16 protein-coding genes and 1 pseudogene are annotated in these 22,096 nt (G+C 71.7%); 9 read left to right on the top strand and 8 right to left on the bottom strand.

Going from position 1 to position 22,096, the window contains the following annotated elements:
• Window positions 1-54: 54 nt before the first annotated feature.
• Window positions 55-2,847: a BTAD domain-containing putative transcriptional regulator gene (locus AB0B58_RS37750; protein ID WP_360234481.1), complete on the bottom strand. Its 2,793-nt coding sequence runs from the start codon at window positions 2,845-2,847 to the stop codon at window positions 55-57.
• A 421-nt stretch (window positions 2,848-3,268) separates the two neighbouring features.
• On the opposite strand from AB0B58_RS37750, the gene AB0B58_RS37745 reads away from it, so the two are divergent.
• Window positions 3,269-5,308 carry a hypothetical protein gene (locus AB0B58_RS37745; RefSeq protein ID WP_360234478.1) on the top strand — a complete coding sequence of 680 codons (2,040 nt, stop codon included), beginning with the start codon at window positions 3,269-3,271 and terminating at the stop codon, window positions 5,306-5,308.
• Window positions 5,309-5,409: 101 nt separating this feature from the next.
• Here the strand turns inward: AB0B58_RS37745 and AB0B58_RS37740 are convergent, their stop codons facing one another.
• Together AB0B58_RS37740 and AB0B58_RS37735 are read right to left on the bottom strand one after the other, a co-directional pair.
• Entirely contained in the window at window positions 5,410-5,970 is a 561-nt protein-coding gene (locus AB0B58_RS37740; RefSeq protein ID WP_360234475.1) for a hypothetical protein, read from the bottom strand.
• A gap of 153 nt (window positions 5,971-6,123) precedes the next feature.
• The gene (locus AB0B58_RS37735; RefSeq protein WP_360234472.1) at window positions 6,124-6,978 is read right to left on the bottom strand and encodes a class I SAM-dependent methyltransferase; all 855 of its coding nucleotides are present in this window, start codon (window positions 6,976-6,978) and stop codon (window positions 6,124-6,126) included.
• Window positions 6,979-7,096: 118 nt separating this feature from the next.
• Here AB0B58_RS37735 and AB0B58_RS37730 point away from each other — a divergent pair, with 118 nt between their 5' ends.
• Window positions 7,097-10,201, top strand: a complete 3,105-nt coding sequence (locus tag AB0B58_RS37730; RefSeq protein WP_360234469.1) for an AAA family ATPase — start codon at window positions 7,097-7,099, stop codon at window positions 10,199-10,201.
• A 110-nt stretch (window positions 10,202-10,311) separates the two neighbouring features.
• Here the strand turns inward: AB0B58_RS37730 and AB0B58_RS37725 are convergent, their stop codons facing one another.
• Window positions 10,312-11,526: a carbohydrate-binding protein gene (locus AB0B58_RS37725; protein WP_360234466.1), complete on the bottom strand. Its 1,215-nt coding sequence runs from the start codon at window positions 11,524-11,526 to the stop codon at window positions 10,312-10,314.
• A 107-nt stretch (window positions 11,527-11,633) separates the two neighbouring features.
• Between AB0B58_RS37725 and AB0B58_RS37720 the strand changes: the two genes are divergently transcribed.
• Window positions 11,634-12,473 carry an oxidoreductase gene (locus AB0B58_RS37720; RefSeq protein WP_360234463.1) on the top strand — a complete coding sequence of 280 codons (840 nt, stop codon included), beginning with the start codon at window positions 11,634-11,636 and terminating at the stop codon, window positions 12,471-12,473.
• Window positions 12,474-12,486: 13 nt separating this feature from the next.
• Window positions 12,487-13,086, top strand: coding sequence for a TetR/AcrR family transcriptional regulator (locus AB0B58_RS37715; protein WP_360234460.1), 600 nt, complete (start codon window positions 12,487-12,489; stop codon window positions 13,084-13,086).
• A 130-nt stretch (window positions 13,087-13,216) separates the two neighbouring features.
• Here the strand turns inward: AB0B58_RS37715 and AB0B58_RS37710 are convergent, their stop codons facing one another.
• Window positions 13,217-13,411: a hypothetical protein gene (locus tag AB0B58_RS37710; RefSeq protein WP_360234457.1), complete on the bottom strand. Its 195-nt coding sequence runs from the start codon at window positions 13,409-13,411 to the stop codon at window positions 13,217-13,219.
• Between the two features lie 95 nt (window positions 13,412-13,506).
• Entirely contained in the window at window positions 13,507-15,363 is a 1,857-nt protein-coding gene (locus tag AB0B58_RS37705; RefSeq protein WP_360234454.1) for a glycosyltransferase, read from the bottom strand.
• A gap of 250 nt (window positions 15,364-15,613) precedes the next feature.
• Between AB0B58_RS37705 and AB0B58_RS37700 the strand changes: the two genes are divergently transcribed.
• Complete coding sequence (locus tag AB0B58_RS37700; protein WP_360234451.1) at window positions 15,614-16,789, top strand: VOC family protein; 1,176 nt, start codon at window positions 15,614-15,616, stop codon at window positions 16,787-16,789.
• Here the strand turns inward: AB0B58_RS37700 and AB0B58_RS37695 are convergent.
• A pseudogene (locus AB0B58_RS37695) lies at window positions 16,776-17,081 on the bottom strand (serine hydrolase); the annotation flags it as partial. The gene AB0B58_RS37700 and the pseudogene AB0B58_RS37695 overlap by 14 nt on opposite strands.
• A gap of 163 nt (window positions 17,082-17,244) precedes the next feature.
• Between AB0B58_RS37695 and AB0B58_RS37690 the strand changes: the two are divergent.
• The 3 genes from AB0B58_RS37690 (at window position 17,245) to AB0B58_RS37680 (ending at window position 20,801) form a co-directional block, all read left to right on the top strand.
• Window positions 17,245-18,522, top strand: coding sequence for a methyl-accepting chemotaxis protein (locus AB0B58_RS37690; RefSeq protein ID WP_360234448.1), 1,278 nt, complete (start codon window positions 17,245-17,247; stop codon window positions 18,520-18,522).
• A gap of 55 nt (window positions 18,523-18,577) precedes the next feature.
• A complete protein-coding gene (locus AB0B58_RS37685; protein WP_360234446.1) occupies window positions 18,578-19,597 on the top strand; it encodes an NADPH:quinone reductase in 1,020 nt (339 codons plus the stop codon).
• Window positions 19,598-19,724: 127 nt separating this feature from the next.
• Window positions 19,725-20,801, top strand: coding sequence for a methyl-accepting chemotaxis protein (locus tag AB0B58_RS37680; protein ID WP_360234443.1), 1,077 nt, complete (start codon window positions 19,725-19,727; stop codon window positions 20,799-20,801).
• Window positions 20,802-20,882: 81 nt separating this feature from the next.
• Here the strand turns inward: AB0B58_RS37680 and AB0B58_RS37675 are convergent, their stop codons facing one another.
• A complete protein-coding gene (locus AB0B58_RS37675) occupies window positions 20,883-21,275 on the bottom strand; it encodes a DUF1304 domain-containing protein (RefSeq protein WP_360234440.1) in 393 nt (130 codons plus the stop codon).
• Between the two features lie 78 nt (window positions 21,276-21,353).
• On the opposite strand from AB0B58_RS37675, the gene AB0B58_RS37670 reads away from it, so the two are divergent.
• Window positions 21,354-21,980, top strand: a complete 627-nt coding sequence (locus tag AB0B58_RS37670) for a TetR/AcrR family transcriptional regulator (RefSeq protein WP_360234437.1) — start codon at window positions 21,354-21,356, stop codon at window positions 21,978-21,980.
• Window positions 21,981-22,096 lie beyond the last annotated feature (116 nt).

The raw sequence follows: 22,096 nt of genomic DNA, 5'->3' as shown, positions 1-22,096 counted from the left end.
AGCCCGCTCCCGGTCAGACCGGGAGCGGGCTCGCCCTCGTAGGGCGGGAAATGACTAGGCACCCAGCGAGAGTGCCAACGCCTCATCGAACTTGGCACGGATGCGCGCCGCGGCCGCGCTGTCGGCGGGAACGAGGATTTCCAGCACGGACCCCCAGGCATGCCGGGCCGCGGTCAGGTCCCCGGCCGCCCGGTGCGTGTCGCCGAGGTGATCCAGGATTATCGACTCGCCGGGCCGGTCTCCGAGGTCGCGGACCAGCTTCAGCCCCGATTGGTAGCAGGCCACGGCATCGCGGTACTGGCCGAGGTGGTGGTGCACGAAGCCGATGCTGTCCCAGGCACTGGCCTCGCCGTACCGGTTGTTGATCCGCTGGTTGAGCGCGAGCGCCTCCCGGCACTGGATCAGGGCCTGCTGATAGTCGCCGGCCGCCGCGTACGACCAGCCGATCGCGCCCCAGGCGTGCGCCTGGCCGGCCAGGCGACCGGCGAGGCGGTACAGCTCGAGGGCGGACTCGGCGTACCGGCGGGCCTCGTCGTGGGCGGCGTGCTGCTCGCGGAGCCAGCCGAGCTTCATCAGCACGCTGGCCTGGCCCGCCGGGTCGCCTTCGAACAGGTCGTATGCCTGGCGCAGGTGCTCCTGCGCGTCTTCCGGGCGGTTCAGCCGTACGTATGCCTGCGCCAGGTCGCGGTGCGCGCGGGCCCGCAGGGTCCGGTCGTCGATGCGTTCTGCCGCGGCCAGCGCCGAGCTCTGCGTGTCGGCGAGTTCGGGGGAGTAGCCCTGCCAGTCGAGGAAGACGGCGATGGCGGCCGCCAGTCGGCAGGTGTAGTCGTCCAGCCCGCGCGCTACAGCCAGCTCCACCGCCCTGACCAGCACCGGGTGCTCGACGGCGAGCCAGGCCAGCGCCGGCTGCCGGTCGGCGAACCGCTCCGGCTCGATCCCTGGCAGGGCCCCGGTCAGCCCGGCGCTGTCGCGGTGCGGGTCCAACGCCTGGGCCGCCGCGTCCGCGCTGTGCAGGTAGTAGTCGAGCAGCCGGCGTACCGCCTCATCCCGGTCCGGCTCGGTGTCCCGTTCCGCGACCAGCTCCCCGGCGTACGCCCGGAGCAGGTCGTGGCAGGTGAACCGGCCGGTCGAGGGTTCGGTGAGCAGATGCGCCCGGGCCAGCTCGGTCAACCCGGCGCGCGCCGCGCCGGCCGTGACCCCCGCAAGGCCCGCTGCCGCGGAGATCGACACCTCCGGGCCGGGATGCAGCGCGACCAGCCGGAAGAGCCGCTGGGCGGCCGGGCTCAACACGCGGTACGAGGCGTGGAACGCGGCCCGGACGTCCGTGGCCGGGTCGTCGCTGCCCAGCGCGTCCAAGCCGACCCGGGCCTCGCGCAGCTCGCGGGCCAGCGTCTCGAGCGAGAAGTCCGGGTTGACCGCGACCCGCGCAGCGACCACGGCCAGGGCCAGCGGCAGCCGCGCGCAGCGTTCGATCAGGTCGGCCACCGCGGCCGGCTCGGCCACCACCCGCTCCCGGCCCAGCCGGCCGGCCAGCAAGGCCCACGACTCCGCCTCGGTGAGCATGTCGAGCCTGAGCGCCCGCGCGCCCTCGCCGGCGACCAGGCCGGTGAGCTGGTTACGGCTGGTCACCAGGGCCAGGCAGCCGGGCGAGCCGGGTAGCAACGGCCGGACCTGCTCGGCGTCGCGGGCGTTGTCCAGCAGGATCAGGACCCGCTTGCCGGCGAGCAGACTGCGGAACAGGGCGGCCTGCGCGGCCAGGCTCACCGGGACCTGCTGCGGCGGCACGGCGTACGCGTCGAGGAAGCCGCGCACGGCCTCGTCCGGGCTCAGCGCGGTACCCGCCGGGTCGAAGCCGCGGAGGTTGACGTACAGCTGCCCGTCGGGAAACCGGTCGGCCATCCGGTGCGCCCAGTGCACGGCCAGGGCGGTCTTGCCGACCCCGGCGGTACCGGACACCGCCGAGATGATCACGGCCTGCGCGGCGGCGGCCTCACCGATGATGGTGTCGAGAGTGGTCAGCTCGGCGTGCCGGCCGGCGAAGGCGGCGATGTCGGCCGGAAGCTGCCGCGGTGGGTGGTAAGCCGGCCGCGGAGTGTCGCGCTTCGCGGCGGGATCGGTGAGCAGGGCCGGGGCTTGCCGCAGGATCTGCTGTTGCAGGGCGTTGAGGGCGGGTGTCGGCTCCACGCCGAGCTCGTCGGCGAGCCGCCGGCGGATCCGGGTGTAGCAGTCCAGCGCCTCGGCGGCCCGGCCGCAGCGAAAGAGCGCCAGCATCAACTGGCCGGCGAGCCGTTCCGCCAAGGGGTGAGCCGCCACCTCGGTGGACAGTTCGATCAGTACCTCGGCATGGCGGCCCTGCGCGAGTTCGGCGTCGAAGCACGCGCTGAGCAGGGTGAGGCGCTCGCGTACGAGGGTGTCCCGGGTCGTGGTCGCCCAGTCGCCGCTGATGCCGGCCAGCGGGGTGCCGTGCCAGAGGCTCAGGGCCTGGCGGTACAGCCCGGCGGCGACCGCCGGGTCGCCGTCGCGGGCGGCGGCCTGCGCCTGCCCGGCCAGGACTCGGGAGTGGTGCAGGTCGATCCGCTCGGCCGGCAGGTCCAGTAGGTAGCCGGCGCCCGTGCGGTGCACGGTCAGACCCAGGGCGCGTAGCTGCGACAGGTACTGGTAGAGGGCGTCCCGGGTGGAACGGGGTGGGCTCTGCCCCCAGACCCGGTCGATCAGGCTCTCGATCGGTAGCGGCTGGCCGGGGCTGAACGCGAGCGCCGCGAGTACGCAACTTTGTTTGGCAGGGCCGGCGGTGACGAAATCCTCGTCCGCGGCAACCTGTATCGGACCCAGTACGCGTACGCGCAAACCTGACCCCCCGAGCACCCGGCTCGACCTCCGCCGTTCGGTCGAACCGGGTGGCGACCGTCCGGTTTTAGATCCGCTACCAGATCAACCAAAGGCGCACCGGCCATCCTGGGCGGTGCGCCTGATCCTACACATTGGAGTGGGCGGAGAGGATGCGGAGCGATGCGGTCGGCCGCGGGAGCGGGCGGGCGTACCGTGGCTTCCGACTATCGGGGGGCCGGCCGCCGGCAACTGCCCGCGATCCTCACCGGCCGGACTTCCGGCGTTCCGTCGAGGCTCGACGGAACGCCGGAGGGCTGGACGGTCGATCACCCGCAAGGGAAGGTGCAGTCTCCGAGAAAAATTCATCTTAACTCTATGTCTACGGTGTGACGTTTCTTACACTCGCCTTGCCCGGCCATGATCGAGCAAGGGAGCTTCCATGACAAGACTGCGCCGACTGGTCGCGGGCCTACTGGTGTTGGGGATGGTCGGTGGGCTGCCCGCGCCCGCCACCGCGGCTCCGGCCTGGACCTCCGCAACTGACCTGGAGGGCAGGTGCGCGACGCTCCAGGTGTTCGACGGATCGACGTCCCGCGGATACGTCCGGCGTGCCTCGGTCGGCTACGGCTTTACCAGCACCGCGTCGAGTGCCGAGCCGTTCCGGTTCGAGGCCACCCAGCTCGGTCGCTACCTGCTCCGGGACTCCACCGGCAAGCCGCCGTACCAGAGCGTGCTCGGCTGGGTGTGGGCCGGCGAGTCGTACGGCGACCGTGCCGACTGGACGGTCAGCGCCGCGGACGGCCGCTACCGCTTCGTGTCCACCGCGACCGGCCAGCAGCTGGGCGTCTACCTCGGCGGGCTCGGCGCCGGCAACGCCGACTCGACCGTCGCGCTCGCCCCGGCGAACGGGTGCGCGACGATCCCGGACATCGCCACTGGCGTCAGCGGAACCCCGGCTCCCGGCGTGGATCCCGACGGCAGGCTCGTCGGCTGGATCGACGCACATGCGCACATCACCGCGGCCGAGGCGTTCGGCGGATCACTGCACTGCGGTGATGCGTACGCGTCCGGCGGCGCCCCGGTCGCGCTCCAGGGTTGCCCGTCGCACGGGACCCTCGGCTGGGGCGCCCTGCTCGAGGCGATCATCGCCGGCACCGATCCGATCGACTCGGCGGAGGACGGCTGGCCCACCTTCAACGACTGGCCGCAACACGACACGATGCTGCACGAAGCCTCGTACTTCCGCAGCCTGGAACGCGCATGGCAGTCCGGGCAGCGGGTGCTCAACGTGCTTCTGGTCGCGAACCGGGTGATCTGCGGGCTGACGCTGGAACACACGTCCTGCGACGAGATGGACCAGATCCGGGCCCAGGCCACCTATCTGCGCCGGATGCAGGACTATGTGGACGCCCGCAGCGGCGGTCCCGGCAAGGGCTGGTTCCGGCTGGCCACCACCCCGGCCGCCGTGCGCCAGATCGCCGCCCAGGGCAAGCTGGCGGTCACCATCGGCGTGGAGAACTCCGAGATCTTCGGATGCCGGGAGATCAACGACGTGCCGCAGTGCACCCGGGCCCAGATCGACGCCGGCCTCGACGAGCTGGCGGGCATGGGCGTCAGCGGCTTCTACCCCGTGCACAAGTTCGATAACGCGTTCGGCGGCACCCGCTTCGACGAGGGCGTCACCGGCGCCGCGGTCAACGTCGGCAACCTGATCTCCACCGGCCACTGGTGGCAGGCGACCTCCTGCACCGGCCCGTCCGACAACGAGCAGCCCCTGGTCAGCGACGACCTCGCCCGGCTGCTGCAACTCGGGGTCGGCCTGCCTGCCGGCGCGATCCTGCCGGTCTATCCGAGCGGCAAGATCTGTAACGTACGCGGCCTCACCGATCTCGGCCGTTACCTGATCGAGCGGATGATGGACCGCGGCATGATCATTCACATCGACCACATGAGCGTGAAGGCGGCCTCCGCCGTGCTCGACATGGCTGAGCGGGCCGGATACCCCGGTGTCGCCTCGGTGCACAGCTGGTCCGACCCGTCCATGGTCAACCGGATGCTCGGGGTCGGCGGTTTCGTCGCCGGCTACGCGTTCTCGGCCGGCGACGACGGCCAGGGCACGCCCACCTTCCTCGAACAGTGGCGGGCCAACAAGAGCCTGGCCAACGGCTCGAAGATCACCGGGTACGGCGTGGGCACCGATGTGAACGGCCTGGGTTCGCAGGCGGCGCCGCGGCTGGACGCCGGCTCCCGCCCGCTCGCGTACCCGTTCACCGCGACAAACGGCACCCGGGTCGCCAAGCACGTCTACGAGTCCCGCACGTTCGACCTGAATACCGATGGCGTCGCCCAGTACGGGCTCTACGCGGACTGGATCGTCGACCTGATCAACCAGGCCGGCCCCGACGGGACGCTGCTGCGCCGGCATCTGCTCAACGGAGCGGAGGCGTACACCGTGATGTGGGAGAAAGCGCGCGGGTAGGCCGCCCGCGATCGGTGACGCATCGGCGAACGGCTGCTCCAGGCGTGGTCGCGCCCGGAGCAGCCGTGCGGGAGCGGCTGGTCCTACGCCCGAGGATTTCGTCAGGTAAGGGCAAGGCTGTCGTAGGCGGCCGCGGCCGAGACGGCGTCCCTCACCATCGCGGAGATGGCGCGCTCCCGGACGAGGAGGACGACCTTGCCGCGCGGAACAACGGCGATGTAGGGAATGCTCCTGTCGCCACTGGTGACGGCGACGGCGCCGGCCGGCAATCCCTTCACGCGGATCTGCTTGATTCCGCTGTCGCACGTACCGGTCCTGATTTCGTTCGCATACGCCTTCGGGTTCACCCCCGCGGTCTGGTTGATGATGACTACCGCCCGGTCTGAGCCGTCCGCGTTCTCGACGAGGTGGAACGCGGCCTGCCCGGCAGGGAACGCGGCACCGCAGATCGTCCCCACGCCCAGCTCGTCGGCGCGCGCAGTTCCCAGCACCTCGGTCTTGCTGCTGTCCGGGAATGCGACAGCGGCGACGACCTTCTTCAGCTTCGCGGCGGTCAGCGCCTTGTACGCCGATGCGGCCTGAGCCGGCACGGAGAAGGCCACGGCGAACGCGGCTGCTGATGCGGCGCAAGCAAACCGGAAGGTCATGGTGGAGGTTCGCATTACGTCGTTCTTCCTTCAGTCCGCACGATCGAGATCGGATCCTCACGGTCCCATAGTCCGGGTTTCCGGAAGCAGAAATCGACGAAAGAGCCGGGCCTCGAACCTTCGATCGGGTGATTCGATCGGCCGGCAAGTGCGGGCGCTACGGTCAAGTCAGCGGGTAGCGGAGAGGACCAGCATCTCGCACGGTCCGGTGAACCCGTCCGGGCCCTCGAACTGCCGCAACGCCTCCTCGATCTCGGCCCAGGCCGCCTCCCGTTCCGCCGGGGCCAGGCCGACCAGCATTTGCTGCAGCGCGCCGAAGGACTCCCGCTCGAACCGGACGCAGTCCGCGGCGGAAGCCATCCGTACCGGCGACGGAACCACCTCGACGCCGACATCTTGGAAACCGGCCTCGGTCAGGACCCGCTCGGCGACTCCCGGGCCGCCGAGGCTGAACGGCCCCGGCTGACCCGCCTGCGGCGGCGGAAGCTGTGCGCGGCGGCGGATGATGCCGATCGGGATGGAGAAGAACCCGTTCCGGTCCGCGGTCGAGTAGACGAGCGCGGAGATCCGTCCGCCGGGGCGCAGCGCGGCGCGCATTCCGGCCAGGGCCGCCTGCTGGTCCGGGAAGTAGATGAGGCCGACCCGGGAGATGACCGCGTCGAACGTGCCGGCGTCGACGGTGAGCCGTTCGCCGTCGAGTTCGCGGGTGGCGACATTGGTCAGGCCTGCCTCGGCAGCCGTCTTCGCCGCGTACTCGAGGATCGTCGGCGAGAGATCGGTGGCCAGCACGTGACCGGACGCGCCGACGAGCCGGGCCGCCGCGAGACTCTGCCCGCCGGCGCCGGCCGCGACGTCCAGCACCCGGCTGCCGTCGCCGACCCGGGCTGCGTCGAGCATCCGTGCGGTGGCGTCGCCGAGCCACGCCTCGATGGTGGGACCCCACCGGTGCCACGCGTCGGCGGCCTCCTCCCACTGTGCCCGGGTGGTGGTCTTGTAGTGGATCGGATCGAACGTGCTGGTCATGGTGTCCTCCGGAGTCGATCGGATCGGTGCTGACCCGTACGCGCCAGAAAGTCCATCCCATCCGCCAGAACCGGACTGGCAATTCCCGAACCCGCCTCGACCGGGCCACAATGCGGTGGTGTCACGCTTCGTCGGCCGGACCCAACCGCTGGACCGGCTGCTTGCCGCCCACCGGGCGTGTGCCGCCCCCGAGCCGGACCCGCGGTGGTCCGGGCTGGTCCTGGTCACCGGCGAGGCAGGGATCGGCAAGACCGCGCTGCTGAGCCGGTTCGCGGCCGAGGCGGCCGCCGGCTCCGGCGCGATACTGCGCGGTACCTGCTGGGACGACGACCGTGCGCCGGCCTGGTGGCCGTGGACCCAGGCATTGCGTGGCCTGCTGCACGCCCGCGAGGACCTTCGGCAGGGCGTCGACCCGGCCCTGGCCGCGATCGTTCCGGAGGCGGTCGGCCCGGCGCAGGGCGCCGGGCCCGACGACGCCAATCGGGTACGCATCTTCGACGCGGTGGGCTTGCTGCTGTCCCGGGCCGCGTCCGCCGCCCCCGTGGTGGTGATCCTGGACGACCTTCAGTGGGCCGACGTGTCGTCGGTGGATCTGCTGCGCTTCCTCGCCCGGCAGGCCCGGCCCGCCGGGCTGTTGCTCATCGGCGCGTACCGGCCCGGTGAGCCATCGGCCGGTGTCGCGGCGGCGCTCGCCGATCTCGCCATCGCGGCCGAGCCCATCAATCTCCGCGGGCTGGCCCCGGAGGAGGTGGCGGACCTGGTGCGGACGGTGTCCGGAGACGACGCGGCGGTGCGCTGGGCCGCCCTGGTACATCAGCGCAGCGCCGGGCACCCGTTCTTCGCGCGCGAACTGTGTCACCTGCTGCAGGCCGGTGGTACGGCCGCCGGTGTCCCGGCCGCGGTGCGCGACGCCATCGAACGCCGCCTTGCCCGGCTTCCGGACGGCTGCTCGACGCTGCTCGACGCGGCCGCGGTCGCCGGCGCGGCCCTTCTGCCGGACGTGTTGAGCGACGTCTGCTCGGCGCCGGTGGCCACGATCGCCGACCGGATCGACTCGGCGCGGGCCGCCGGGGTGCTGGTCGACGGCGCGGACGGGGATCCGGTGCGCTTCGCCCACGACCTGTACCGCGAGACGATCTACGCGGCCCTGCCCGCGGCGCGCCGGCTCGACCTGCACGACCGGGTCGGACAGGCGCTGCAGCGGCGGCACGAGCGCGGCGGCCCGGTGTTCCCGGCTGAGCTGGCCCGGCACTTCGCCGCCGCGATCGGGCAGTCCGGACCCGGTCCGGCAGTCACCTGGGCGCACGCGGCGGCCGACGCGGACACCGCCCGGTACGCGTTCGCCGAGGCGGCCGGGCATCTGAGCCGGGTACGCGCCGCAGCCGCCGACGCCGGCTGCCGGCTCACCGATGGCGACCAGGTTCATCTCCTGACCCGCGGGGCCGACCTGCGGCTGCGGGCCGGGGACGCGCAGGAGGCGAGGGCACTGCTCGACACCGCCCGGCAGGCGGCCGCGGCCACCGGCGACGGCGACCTGCTCGGCGCGGTGGCGCTTGGCCTGGACCGGGTCGGCGCCCGGTTCGCCATGCCGCGTACCGATCTGATCGCGGTGCTGGAAGCCGCGCGGGTGGCGCTCGACGGGCGGGGTACCCCCGCCGAGGCTCAGGTGACCGCGGCGCTGGCCCGTCAGTTGCAGCACTCCGTTCCGGCCGACCGCCCGCGGGCCGGGCCGTACGCCGAGCGGGCGGTGGCGATCGCCCGTCGCCTCGACGACGCGGCCACTCTGGCCAGTTGCCTGCTCGCCCAGCACGACACGGTGTGGACGCCCGGCACCGGTGCGCGACGGACCGGGATCGCCGCTGAGATCGCTGACGCCGCGCGGCAGGCCGGCGACCCTGAGCGATACGCCCAGGCGTTGCTGCTGTCGGCGACCGCGCACCTGGAGAACGGCTCGGCCGCCTTCCGAGCCGCCTTCGCCGAGTACGCCCATGTGACCGGCGAGCTGCGTCAGCCGCGGCATGATTACCTGCTGCTGACCCGGCGGGCCGCGCTCACGCTGCTGGAAGGCGACATCGAGGGCGGCGACCGGCTCAGCCGCGAGGCGGCGGCGATCGGCGAGGCGGTGGGCGACAGCGACACCGGCAACGTCCGGATGTCGCAACGCCTGGAGATCGTCCGGGCCCGCTCCGACCCCGACGAACTGCGCCGGACCGCCGCCGAGGCGGTGCACTGGTGGATCGGCGCCCCGGCGCACGCACACGCGGTCGCGGCCGGCTTCCTGGCCCGGGCCGGTGACCTGGTCGCGGCCCGGCGCGAGGTCGACACGGTACTGGCGCTGGACGACTGGCGGGCCGACCGCTCGTACCTCTGGTCGGTCTTCGTGGGCGAACTCACCGCCGCCGCCATCGCGCTGCGCGACCGGGCACTCTGCGAGCTGCTGTTGAACGATCTGATGCCGCTGGCGGACACGTGCGCGGTCAACGGCGCACTGGTCTGCTTCGGCGGTGCACACGCGCACCGTGTCGGGCTGCTCCAGGCCGCGCTCGGCGACCTGGCACCGGCCGCCCAATCGCTACACCAGGCGTCCGAAGTCCATCGGCGGCTGGGCGCCCGGATCTGGGAGGAGGAGAGTCGCCGCGCCCTGGCCGGCCTCGGTGTGCCGGCGCCCACCAGCGGCGCGACCATGCGGCGGGCCGGTGACCTGTGGCAGGTCGGCTACCGCGGCCGCATCGTCTACCTGCGGGACGCCAAGGGCCTTCGCGACCTGGCCGTACTGCTGGCCCGTCCCGGCACCGACGTGACCGCGATGGAACTGGCGGCGGCGGGCGGCCCGTCGGTGGTGGACCGGATCGCGGACGAGCCGATGCTGGACCCAGCCGCATTGCGGGCGTACCGTCGCCGCCTGGCCGACCTCGACGACGAGCTGGCCGACGCCGAGGCCGGTGCGGACCTGGCCCGTCGCCGGCGAGCCGGCGACGAGCGGGAACGGCTGCTCGCCGAGGTGCGCCACGCCACCCGGCCCGGCGGCGCCGTTCGCACGTTGGGCCCGACCGCGGCGGAACGGGCCCGCAAGGCGGTCACCGCCCGGATCCGGGACGCCATCCGGCGGATCGGTGCCGTGTTACCGGACCTGGGCACCCATCTGGACCGAAGCGTACGGACCGGCCACGCCTGCCGCTACGACGCCGAACCTGACGCCGCGCGGCACGGACAAAGCCGCTGACCGGCGGCCGGGCCCGCCCGGTTCGAGGGGCCGGGCAGGGCCGCCGCCGTCCCCGGCGGCGGCCCTGGTCTGCTGTGGAGGCCGACCCTGAAAGCCGGTGAGGCTCGAGATCAGCCGTTGTAGGCGGCGAAGATGCGGCTGAACTCGTACGGCTGCTGGGGGATGTTCGTGCACATGTACAGCGCCCCGGTGCAGGCGTTCTTGTCCCGGCCCAGCTCCCAGAAGCTCAGCATGCCGAGGTGCCTGCCCTGGGCGAAGGTGACCAGCTGGCGGGCGTCCGCCTGGTTGTAGATGCGGCCGTCGTCGTTCACGCCCAGCATCGGCGTCACGCCGACCATCTTCCACAGCTGGGCGTCGGTGCGGCCGGGGTACAGCGACCTCAGCTGGTTGAACGTCGAGTTTGCGGCGTCGACGGCGAAGTTGCCGTAGTCGCCGTTGCGGTAGTAGTCCATTGCCATGACGTTGACCAGGTCCACGGTGACGCCGGCGTCGCGCGCCGAGCGGACCACGTTGAGCCCGTCCGCGGTCAGGCCCTCGGGCAGTACCGGCAGGGTGAACGACACCCGCAGCCCGGGGTTGGCCCGCTGCAGGGCGGCCAGCGCCTGTGAGCGCCGGGTCACCGAGGCGGGGTCCGCGGTGGCGCTGCCCTCGATGTCCAGGTCGATGTACCTCAGCTGGTAGGCGGTGACCACGGCCTGGTACTCGGCCTGCAACGCGGACACGCTGGTGCACGCCTGCGCCAGCTCGATGCCCGTGGCGCCGCCGAACGAGATCTTCACGTCGCCGCCGCGGGCGCGGACCGCGTCGATCTGGTCACGTGCCCAGCCCTGCCGCGGGTCGTACGCGTTGAACCACATGGCCTTGCAGGCGGACGCCGTGATGAACGCCAGCGTCACGTTCTTGAGGTTCCCGCTGCTCACCATCGTGGACAGGCTGGGGGTCGGCCACGCGCCCATGTCGACGTACGGGGCATGGGGCAGCCCTGCCGTCGTCGGCGGCGGCGAGGTGGGTGGGGTGGTCGGCGGGGTGGTCGGTGGGGTGGTGGTGTCGCAGGCGCCGAGGTCCTCCCAGAGGGAGGCCGCCGCGACGGGATTCCATCCGGCGCCCACCGGCGGGGTGTGCGCCACCCGGGCCCGGTAGAGGCGCCCGGAGTAGGTCACCTGGGCGCCGGCGGCGTAGCTGGTGCCCTCGGCCCAGGCGGGGGCCGCGCAGGCCACCATGATCGCGCCGCTGGGTGCGGCGAAGACGGCGGGAGACGTCATGATTCCCGCGGCGATGGTCAGGGCGGCCGCGCCCAGCGCCGCCCAGCGGTGCAAGTGCCTCATCGCATCTCCTTGCTCGAAATTTAAATCGAGCGTGATGGATGTTACGGGCAACTGTCAACACTCTTAATAGTTCTCGTGCCTTGACGGTGTACGGTACCGTTTCGTACATGACGGAGAGACTTGCGATTGTGACCGGCGCGTCCGGCGGCATCGGCTTCCACACGGCACGCGAACTCGCGGCACGGAACTGGCGCGTCATCATCGCGTCGCGGCATCGGAACGACGGCATTCCGGGGGCCACGTGGTGGGAGCTCGACCTCGCCGACCTCGCCTCGGTGCGACGCTTCGCGCGGAGATTCCTCGATGGACACGGCCGGCTCGATCTGTTGATCAACAACGCCGGCGTGATGGCGCTGCCGCGGGCCGTGACCGTGGACGGGTTCGAGCGGCAGTTCGGCGTCAACCACCTTGGCCACTTCGCCCTGACCGGCCTGCTCCTGCCTGCGCTCCTGGCCGGCGACCAGGCCCGGGTCGTCACCGTGACCAGCGGGCTGCACCGGCGCGGCCGGATCGACTTCGACGACCTGATGGGTGAACGCCGTTACTCCAAGTTCGGCGCCTACACCCAGTCCAAGCTGGCCAACGTCCTGTTCGCCCTCGAACTCGGCCGCCGGACCCCGCTGACCAGCGTCCTCGCCCACCCCGGCGTAGCGCACACCGACCTGGCCCGCACCGGCAACCCGTTCCGGTCGGCGCTCATCGCACTGGCCCGGCTGTCGGCGCAGTCGGCCGGGGCGGGCGCCCTTCCCTCACTGCACGCGGCGACAAACCCCGAGGTCAAGACCATGGAGGCGTACGGGCCGGACGGTCCAGGTGAGCGCAGGGGCAACCCGACCCGGATCGAGGTGTCCGAACGCGGACTCGACGAGGGGGACGCCCGCCGGCTCTGGGCGATCTCCGAAGAGCTGACCGGGGTGCGATACGGTACGGTCACCGTCGCCGAGTGACCTGGAGGGCCGGTTGCCGCAGTCCCCGGCCACCACGCAGTACCGCCTCGATCCGGCACGTGAGCAGGCCATCCTCGACGCGGTCCGGGAGCTGCTGGCCGAGGTCGGCTACGACCGGATGTCGATCGACGAGGTGGCGCGCCGGGCCCGGGCCAGCAAGGCCACCATCTACCGCCGCTGGTCCGGCAAGCCCGACATGGTGTCCGCCGCCCTGCACGGCATGATGCTGGAACACCCACCGCTGGCCGACACCGGCTCGCTGCGCGGCGACCTCATCGCGGCGCTCAACACCTTCTGCCGCATCTACGAGCGCAAACATCCGATCGTGCTGAGCCTGCTGTCGGCGATCCGCACCGATCCCGCCCTCGGCCGGCTGTTGCACGAGCACGTCCTGGAGACCGGTGTCAACGACGCGGAGCTGGTCTTCACCCGCGCGATGGCCCGTGGCGAGCTGGCCGGCCCACCGGACGCCGGCGCCGTCATCGAGGTCTGCAAGGCACTGCTCTGGCACCGGCTGCTCCTCAGCGGGCAGCCGCTCGACGAGCCGTGGGTGATCCACGTGGTCGACGGCATCCTCCTGCCGATGCTGGGGCTTTCTGGGAACCTCCCGTGACGGGGTCTTGTCACCCGGCTGTCGTCGCGATTCGCTGGTACCCGCGCTACAACCTGTCCTCCCGCGACGCGCGACTTCACAATCCAGCGCGGCCGACCCGATCCCAGTAACCGATCAATGGAGTCATCAGTCACGAGCGCTTTCTCGTGGAAGCCTTGAACGCCGCGACGCCTGCCGCCGCCACCGCTGCGACACCCAGTCCGATAGCGATGACCTTGCAACTCTTCCAAAATGTGGCGGCACCCTTCAGGGCGGCTTTCTGTGCGTCCGCCGGACGTGGCCCATCCTTCAGATGCGTCAGGATGACGCCTGCCTGGTCACGCACCACACTGCCGTATCTGGCGAGTTCACCGGTGTCAAAGGGTAGGCAAGGCCGTCCGTCGTGCACGGCGGTGCAAGACGACCGGCGGGGCGTTCGGGTCAGCTCGTCACGCGGATCGAGAACTGGTTGTTCTTGTCGTAGTGCGGCTGCATCGTCAGGCCGCCGGTGACGATCGGTGGCATCACGTACGCGATGTCCTTGCGGGCCACGTCGTCCAGGAGCCGGCCGAGCCGGACCGCGGGTCGCCCCGGCGCGTAGCGCAGCCAAAGCTGCCAGGTGCCCGCGGGCAGCGCGTCGATCCGTACCGCGAAGCCTGAATCGGTGACGGTCCCCGGCAGCTCCCGGGTCGCGGTGCCCCGCAGTTCCAGCACCGGGTCGGCGGGCTCGGCGCCGACCATGCGCCCCTCGACCCGTAGGCCGTCCGCGTCGATAAGCACGTTGCCGATCTCGGCGTACACCGGCCGGTTCCAGACCCGCAGGCCGAGGCAGCCGTCGCCGAGCCGGTAGGGCAGATGGACGCGGGTGGCCGTGCCGGGAATCAGGGCCCGGGTGTCCAGCCGGCCGGCCCGGACCGCCGCACCGTCCGGGGTGCGGAGCTGCCAGTTCCCCTCCGCCAGGTCGCCGCCCACCGGCACCTTGTCGTCGTCGCTCCACCAGATCAGGTCCGCGTCGTCCGCCAGCACCAGGTCGCCGTCCGCGGTGACCACCGCGTCGACGGTCGGGACGGCGGACGTCGGCGCCGGGCCCAGCACCGGCTGCGGCGCGACCCGCCGTTCCCAGCGGGGCCACCAGCGCCGGCGGGCGGCCTTGCGGGCCGCGAGACGTTCGAACAGCTGCTCGTACTGCTCGGCGATCGGTGCCGGGTCGTAGCGTTGCGAGTTCTCCAGCGCGGCGGCGGCCATCGCCTCCCGTTGCTTGTCGTCGTTGATCAGTCGCAGCAGCGCGGCCGCCAGGGCGGCCTCGTCCCCGACCGGCGTGAGCAGGCCGTCCGTCCCGTCCTGCAGGATCTCGGCCGGACCGTGCGGCGCGTCCGTGCTGACCACCGGCACCCCGCACCGCATCGCCTCGACCAGGGTCATGCCGAACGGTTCCCGGTCGGACGGCACGGCCGCGATCGCGCCCTTCGCCCACTCCGTCTCGATCGGCGTGTACGGGCCCATCATCAGCACGTTGTCGTGCAGCCCCAACTCGGCGACCAGAGCGCGCAGTTCGTTTCCGACCTTGCCCTGGCCGTAGACCCGAAGCTGCCAGTCCGGACGTTCGGCCGCCACCGCGGCGAAGGCCCGGATCAGCAGGTCGTACCGCTTGCTGCGGATCAGCCGGCCGGCCGCCACCACGATCTTGTCCCGGCCGTGCGACCGTGGCACGGACGGCGCCGGCACGCTGTTCGGGATGAACGTCAGCTCGGTTTTCGGGAGCCGTACGTGCGCCCGGTAGTCCTCGGCGTCGCGCGCGGTGACGGTCACGAACGCGTCAAGCTTGCGCAGGTGGCGCGGCAACTCCTCGCGCATCGCCTTGCGCTGCTGAAGCCGGGTCAGGTGCTCCTGACCGATCCTGATCATCCGATCCGGGGCGAACCGGGCGGCGTAGGCGATCAGGCCGGCCCGGGTGGCGATCACCACGTCGGCGTCGCTGCCTCCCAGGTAACGCGCGTACCGCTCCTCGACCATGCGGTCGTAGTCGCTGGACCGGTAGTCGGCCTTCGGGTAGAACCTCGGCGGCAGGCCGCGTTGCGGATCGTCGGCGTCGTAGTCGGCATGACCGGTTCGGGTCTCGACGAGCGACATCAGCCGCACGGCCGGGTGCAGCGGTAGTTGGGGCATGTCGCGCCCGCGCGTGGTGCTGAGCACCTCGACCTGGTGGCCCCGCTCGGCGAGGGCGCTGCCGAGATTGAAGGTCGTGGTGATCGTGCCGCCGATACCGAAGCCGTCATTGAGCAGGAAAAGGATCTTCAAGGGTCGGAACCTCAGATCGGTCGTGCGCCGGCCGTCTATCCTGGCGCATCGATGCCCCGGCGGCATCAATGATCACCACGGTAGTCGCCGGAGGCCAGCATTCACGTTCACAGCCTCGGCGGTTCCGCCGCGACACTCGGAAACCTGCTCCGGAACCACGCGCTGATCGAGAACGCAGTGATCAGCCTTCCACGAGGCATGGCCGAGGAGGGCTGTGCCATCGTCCGAAGTGGGCTCTACAGTGCCGGGCATGACAGAGATCGGAACGGATTGGCGGGTGGTCGACGGCGTTGCGACGGCGTGGTTCGACGCGCCTTCGCTGGTCGAGGGGGCCGCGCTGGCCGGGCGCATCGTGGAGCTGTCGGCCGAGATCGTGGTCGACCTGCGCGCGACAGGCATCCGGGTGCGGCTCGACTCGGACGAGCACGCCGAGGCGGTGTCGGCGGCCGCGCGGGATCTCGGGCTGGCGGCGAACCCTGCGGTGCCGCAGCAGCTGAGCGTCGCGTTCGAATCCGCGAACCCGTCCGTGGCGAGGCGGTTCTGGCAGCGCGTGCTCGACTACGCGCCCGGGGAGGACGGCGGTCTGGCGGATCCGTTGCGGCGCGACCCCGCGATACGGATCCGGCAGTCGGCCAGGCCACGGCCGCTGCGAAACCGCATCCACCTCGACGTGGTGCGGCCGGCCGCGGCGGTCGAGCAGGCGGATCTCGGTGAGGCATCGGGACCGTTCGGGGTCCGTCACACCGACCCCGACGGCAACGAGGTCGACCTGGTGCCGGGCGCGGCGCTCGGCGAGAGGACCGGGACAGCCGACTGGCAGGCGGTGTTCAGCGCGATGGCGTGCTACCGCATCACCTCGTCGGCGCAGCAGCGTGACCTGGCCGCCGCGGCAGCGGCGCTGGCCGACGACGCCGGCTTCCCGCTGCTTGTCGACCTGCGCCCCGGGCTCGTGGTCATCGACAGCGGTAAGGACCGGTGGGAGGACGACGCCCACGGCCTCGAGCTCGACTTCACCGACCTCGCCGGCAACCTTCAGACCGCAGCCCGCGAACTCGGGGCCGCCGCGGATCCGGGGCTGCCGCGCTTCGCCCAGCTCTTCCTCGACGCCGCCGACGTCTCCGCGGTCCGCGAGTTCTGGGTCGCCGCGCTCGGATACACCCACGACCGGCGAGCCGGGGTCAGCGACATCCACGATCCGCGGCGGCTGAATCCGGTGCTGGTGTTCCAGGAGCTCGACGCTTCGGAGACGGAGCGGCGCCGGCAGCGCAACCGCATCCACTTCGAGCTGGCCGTGCCGTCGGACCTCGCGCAGGCGCGCCTCGCCACGACCGTCGCGGCCGGTGGCCGGCTCCTTGACGAGTCGGAGGATCGCTGGCGGGTCGCCGACCCCGAAGGCAACGAGATGGTGATCGTCAGTGGGGCATGAGCTCGCGTTCGGCGGGACGGCGGGCTGAGTCGTCCGTCACCGGGAGGTACCCCTCGGCGATGCGGGGTTCGACGTCGTCGAGGTGGACGAAGCCGGCCCCGTGCATCCCGGCCCGCTCGAAGACGTGCCGGCGGATGTAGTCGAAGTAGGTTCCGCCCGTCACCTGCTCGATCAGCATGCCGAGCAGCAGGTACCCGGAGCCGTTGTTGTGGTAGTGCTCGCCGGGCGCGGACCGCGGCGGCTGGTCAGCGAACAGCGGTACCCGGCGCGCCCCGTGGTCACGATCGGCCTGTTGTGCAGACCACTCGACATGATCCGCGCCGCAGGCCCGGCCAGGCGGAGAAGCGTGCGAATGATCTCAATACCGGCTCGGCGCCGCGAGGACCGACCTGGCCGAGACGTGGCACACCACGCCGAGATCTCAAGGGCCGTCTAGGGCGGTCGACGGGACGGGCATGACGCAGGGCCAGGTGTTGATTGCGCGGCGGCGTAGCCCGCTCGACGACCGCTCCATCTCCGGCAAGCTGTTGCCGCGGCTGTTCGCGCCGACCGGTATCGCCGGCGTGATCATCGGCCTGTCCGGCGTCGACGGCTATCGCGGATCGCTGGTGATCCGTGGGCTGATGGCCTGCGCGATCGCGGCGGCGATGTGGCGGGTGAACTGGGACCGGGTGCATCCCCAGGTGCTGCGGGTCATGGCCTACGTCGGAGTGATCATGATCGGGTTCGGGGCGGTAACCGCCCCGGAGACGTACTACCTGGTCCTGCTCGACTCGGCCGTCGGACTGGCCTGGGCCGGGTTCACCCTGGAACGGCGCGACGTGGTGGCGCTGTCGATCATCATGGGGATCCAGACCGTGGTGACGGAGTGGATGCTGGCGTCCCCGTGGACGGCCGTGTGGCACTCGGTGGCGATCTGGCTGCTGCTGACCACACTCTGCGTCGTGATGCACTGGCTGCGGCGGCTGCTCGACGACAGCGCCGCCCAGGTCGCCCAGGCACAAGCCGAGATCAGCGACCTGCAGGTGCGCACGCTGACGGAGCAGCAGCAGGCCGAGACCCGCCGGGCTGAACTGGCGGCTGCCCAGGTGGCCGAGCAGGCGCGCCTCCAGCGGCAGGTCGCCGAACAGGCGTCCGTGCTGGCGCAGTCGGCTGCCGAGGTCAGCCAGAACACCGGCACGGCGGCCACGGCGACCGAGCAGATGTCGTCCGCGCTGCGGGACCTGTCGCGGACCGCGCAGTCCACCGAGGAGATCACCGCCGCGGTGATGCGACAGGCGGACGGCGCCGCCACGGTGATCAAGGCGCTGGCCGCGTCCAGCGCACAGATCATGGCCGCCAGCGACATCATCCAGTCCATCGCCGAGCAGACGAACCTGCTGGCGCTCAACGCCACGATCGAGTCGGCCCGCGCCGGCGAGGCCGGCAAGGGCTTCGCGGTCGTGGCCAACGAGGTCAAGGATCTGGCCCGCCAGTCCGGCGCGAACGCCGACTCCATCAACCGGACCCTGACCGAGGTACGCGCCCAGGTCGACGTCGCGGTCACCGAGGTCATGGCGATCGCCGGTGGCATGGACGCGCTGTCGGCACACCAGAGCACGCTTGTCGCCGCGATCGAGCAGCAGTCCGCCGCGGTCGCGGAGGTGACCCGCACGGTCACCCACACCGTCGGCGAGACACAGACCATGGCCAGCGGCATCCGGGCCCTGGAGCAGATCTCGCGGGTGGGCTGACAACCCGCGCGGGCGGCGCGGCATATTCGCCGCCGTGGCGGTTAACGTGCGGAGGATGAAGGCCATCATCTACCGCGACAACGGCGGTACCGAGGTTCTCGAACTTGTCGACCGCGAGGTGCCGGCGCCCGGCCCGGGCGAGGTGCGCGTCCGCATCGCCGTGTCCGGCGTCAACCCGACGGACTGGAAGACCAGGTCCGGTGCGACCAACCCGAAGCAGTTCGCCGAGGTCGTCCCGCACCTCGACGGCGCGGGCACGATCGACGCGGTCGGCGACGGCGTCGATCCGGGCCGGGTCGGCCGGCGCGTCTGGGTGTTCATGGCGGCGGCCGGTCGGCCGACCGGAACGGCCGCCGAGTTCACCGTCGTGCCGGCCGCGCAGGTCGTGCCGCTGCCCGACGGGGCGGGCTTCGACCTCGGCGCCTCGCTCGGGGTGCCCGCGCTCACCGCGCACCGGGCGCTCACCGTCGCCGAGGACGGGCCCCGGCGGCTGCGGCCCGGCGCGCTGGACGGCAAGGTCGTGCTGGTCGCGGGCGGCGCCGGAGCCGTTGGGCACGCGGCGATCCAGCTCGCGCGGTGGGCCGGTGCCGCGGTGATCAGCACCATCAGCGGGCCGGAGAAGGCTCGCCTGGCCGTGGCCGCGGGCGCCCACCACACGATCAACTATCGGGACGGCGCTCCCGCCGCGGAGATCCGCGAGATCGCCCCGGACGGCGTCGACCTCGTCGCGGAGGTCGCGCTCGGTGCGAACCTCGCCCTCGACCTCGCCGTACTCCGTACGCGCGGCACGATCTCGACGTACGCGAACGACGGTGGCAAGCCGGTCGAGCTGGACGTGCGGCAGAACATGACGCTGAATACTCGCTTGCAGTTCCTGGTGCTGTACACGGTCGGCCCGCAGGCGCTCGCCGCGGCCGCCGAGGACGTGTCCGCCGCGGTCGAGGCCGGTGCGCTGCCGGTCGGCGCGGAGCACGGCCTGCCTCTGGTCCGCTTCCCGCTCGAGCGCACCGCCGACGCCCATCAGGCTGTGGAGAACGGCACCGTCGGGAAGGTTCTCGTCGACATCACCGCCTGACGACGAGGCCGGTACGGGCTTGCCGTGATCGGTGCGGGCCAATCCAGCCGTTGGTGGCCTCCGAGGGGACCCAGCAATGCGAGAATCGGCAGAGGGCAGACGAGCCCCACGGAGTAGGAGAGAGCACGTGGCCAGGTTGTGGGGTTCCAAGCCGGCGGCCGGTGGCGTACCCCCGATGCTGCAATCCGCCGACACGCTGCTTGCCGCGCTCGACAACGCTCCCGCCGTACTCCTGATCACCGATGCGGCCGGTGACATCGTCTACCGGAACAAGGCCGGCGATCGGATGGCCCGCGAAAGCCTCGCCAATCTCGGCGAGCAGGCTCTGTTGACGCTGCGTGACACCCTCAAGCACATCATCGCGACCGCCACCGAGTTTCCGGTCACCCGTAGCGTCCCGACCGAGGTCAACGGCAGGGCCCTGCACGGCGGCAGCACCGTCGACCGGATCCCCGGCGGCTACATCTGCACCTGGGTGGACGAGACCGCACAGGTCGAGACCACCGAGGTCGTCAACTCGATGGCCGTCGAGCTCACCCGGGCCAGCGCCGGGCTGGCCGACGCGGGTCAGGAACTGGCCGCGGCGGCCGGGCGGAGCGCCGAGCAGGCCGACGCGCTGTCGCAGGGCTCCGGCGAGATGGCCGCGAGTATCCGGGAGATCGCGTCGCGGGTCAGCAACGCCACGAGCAGCACGGATACGGCCGTCGAGTCGGCACGGAACACGGCGGGCAGCATGGAGCAGCTGCAGAAGTCGAGCACGGAGATCGGCAACATCACCAAGCTGATCACCGCCGTGGCCGAACAGACCAAACTGCTCGCCCTCAACGCGCAGATCGAGTCGGCGCGCGCCGGCGCGGCGGGCAAGGGCTTCGCGGTCGTGGCCGGCGAGGTCAAGGAGCTGGCCGGCCGCAGCGCCGACGCCACCCAGCAGATCATTCAGATGATCGAAGCCATTCAGGCCGAGAGCCAGCAGGCGGCCGGCGGCATCTCCGGCATCGTCGGGCTGATCGAGAACGTCGCGGAGCAGCAGACCATGATCGCCGCCTCGGTCGAGGAGCAGACCGCGACCAGCGCGGAGATGTCCGGCGGCATGCGCGCCGTCGCCGAGTCCGTCTCGGCGGCCGCAAGCGCCGCCGAGACCGTCCTCGCGGCGGCCGCCAGCCTTCGCGACCAGGCGGACCGGCTCCGTCAGCTCACCGCATAACGGGGGCTTGCGGCACACCGGCCGAGCGAGGCGCACGGCGGACCGGAATCGCAGGCGCCGTGCGCAAGACCCGGCGGCGGGTCAGCCGGCCAGGCCGAGAGCGAGCAACGCCGATGCCGGTGGAACGGCCTGGATCAGCGCGGCGCGGATCATCCGCCGGTCGGTGGCCAGCAGGACCAGGCCGGCGCCGGCCATCGAGGCGCAGACGAAGGTCAGCAGCACTCGTCCGGCGGTGTCCATGGTGACCGGCCCGGCGGCCACCAGCATCACCCCGACGAACGCGCCCAGGGCCAGGAAGAGGTTGTAGAAGCCCTGGTTGAAGGCGAACGCCCGGGTCGCGGCGAGTTCCTCGGCGGAGTTGACCTGGAACCGCCGGTAGACCCGCGGGTGATGGAACCACAGGCTCTCCAGGCAGAACACGAGGACGTGGATCAACGCTGCGACGATCGCGGCGGCCAGGGCAAGGGTGGTCATCACTGCTCCAGTTCTGTATCGTTCGGTGCAGAACGATAATGGATCGACCGGTACAGAACTGTCAATGAGGTGTGAGCCATGCCCCGACCCCGGACCTTCGATCTCGACGTCGCGGTCCGCGCGGCCTGCGACGTGTTCTGGCGCCGCGGGTACGAAGCGACCTCGCTGGCCGACCTGGAGCAGGCCACGGGCCTGAACCGGTCCAGCCTCTACCAGGCGTTCGACAGCAAGCACGGGCTGTTCCAGGCCGCGGTGCGGCAGTACCTGGACGAGGTGGCCGCCCCGCGGCTGGCGGCGTTGGAATCCCCTGGCGCCGGACTCGCCGAGCTCGCCGCGTACCTACGCGGGTTCGGCGCGTCGCTGCGGGCCGGCGCGGCCGCGGGGTCCCGTGGCTGCATGGTCGTCAACGCGATCGCCGAGGTCAGCGACCGGGACGCCTGGCTGCGCGAGCGCGGCGCGAGTTATCAGAACCGGATCCTCGAGGCGGTGGCCGGCGCGCTGCGGACCGCCGACCGCCGCGGGGAGATCACCACGGGCCGCGTCGACCAGCGGGCCCGGATGGTCACCGCGGCGGTCATGGGCGCCCTGGTCACCGCACACCTGGATGCCGTGCTGGCGGCCGAGATCTGCGAGGACACCGCCGGCGAGGTGGAGAGCTGGAGGGGGTCTGCCGGACACCGGCCCGGTGGAGACCTTCGGCCCTGACCCGCCTCGCAGCGACGATGCTCGGCGCGCCGCGCTGAAGGCGGGCTTCGGCACTGATGGCAGTCCGGTTCGTACACCGATGTGGACCCGAACAACCTGCACCTGCTGCGCGGCAC

Origin of the sequence: Actinoplanes sp. NPDC049118 (assembly GCF_040648555.1) — a bacterium.
Taxonomy (GTDB): domain Bacteria; phylum Actinomycetota; class Actinomycetes; order Mycobacteriales; family Micromonosporaceae; genus Actinoplanes.
The sequence above is the reverse complement of the archived record's forward strand: the minus strand, read 5'-3'. Positions and strand labels throughout refer to the sequence as shown.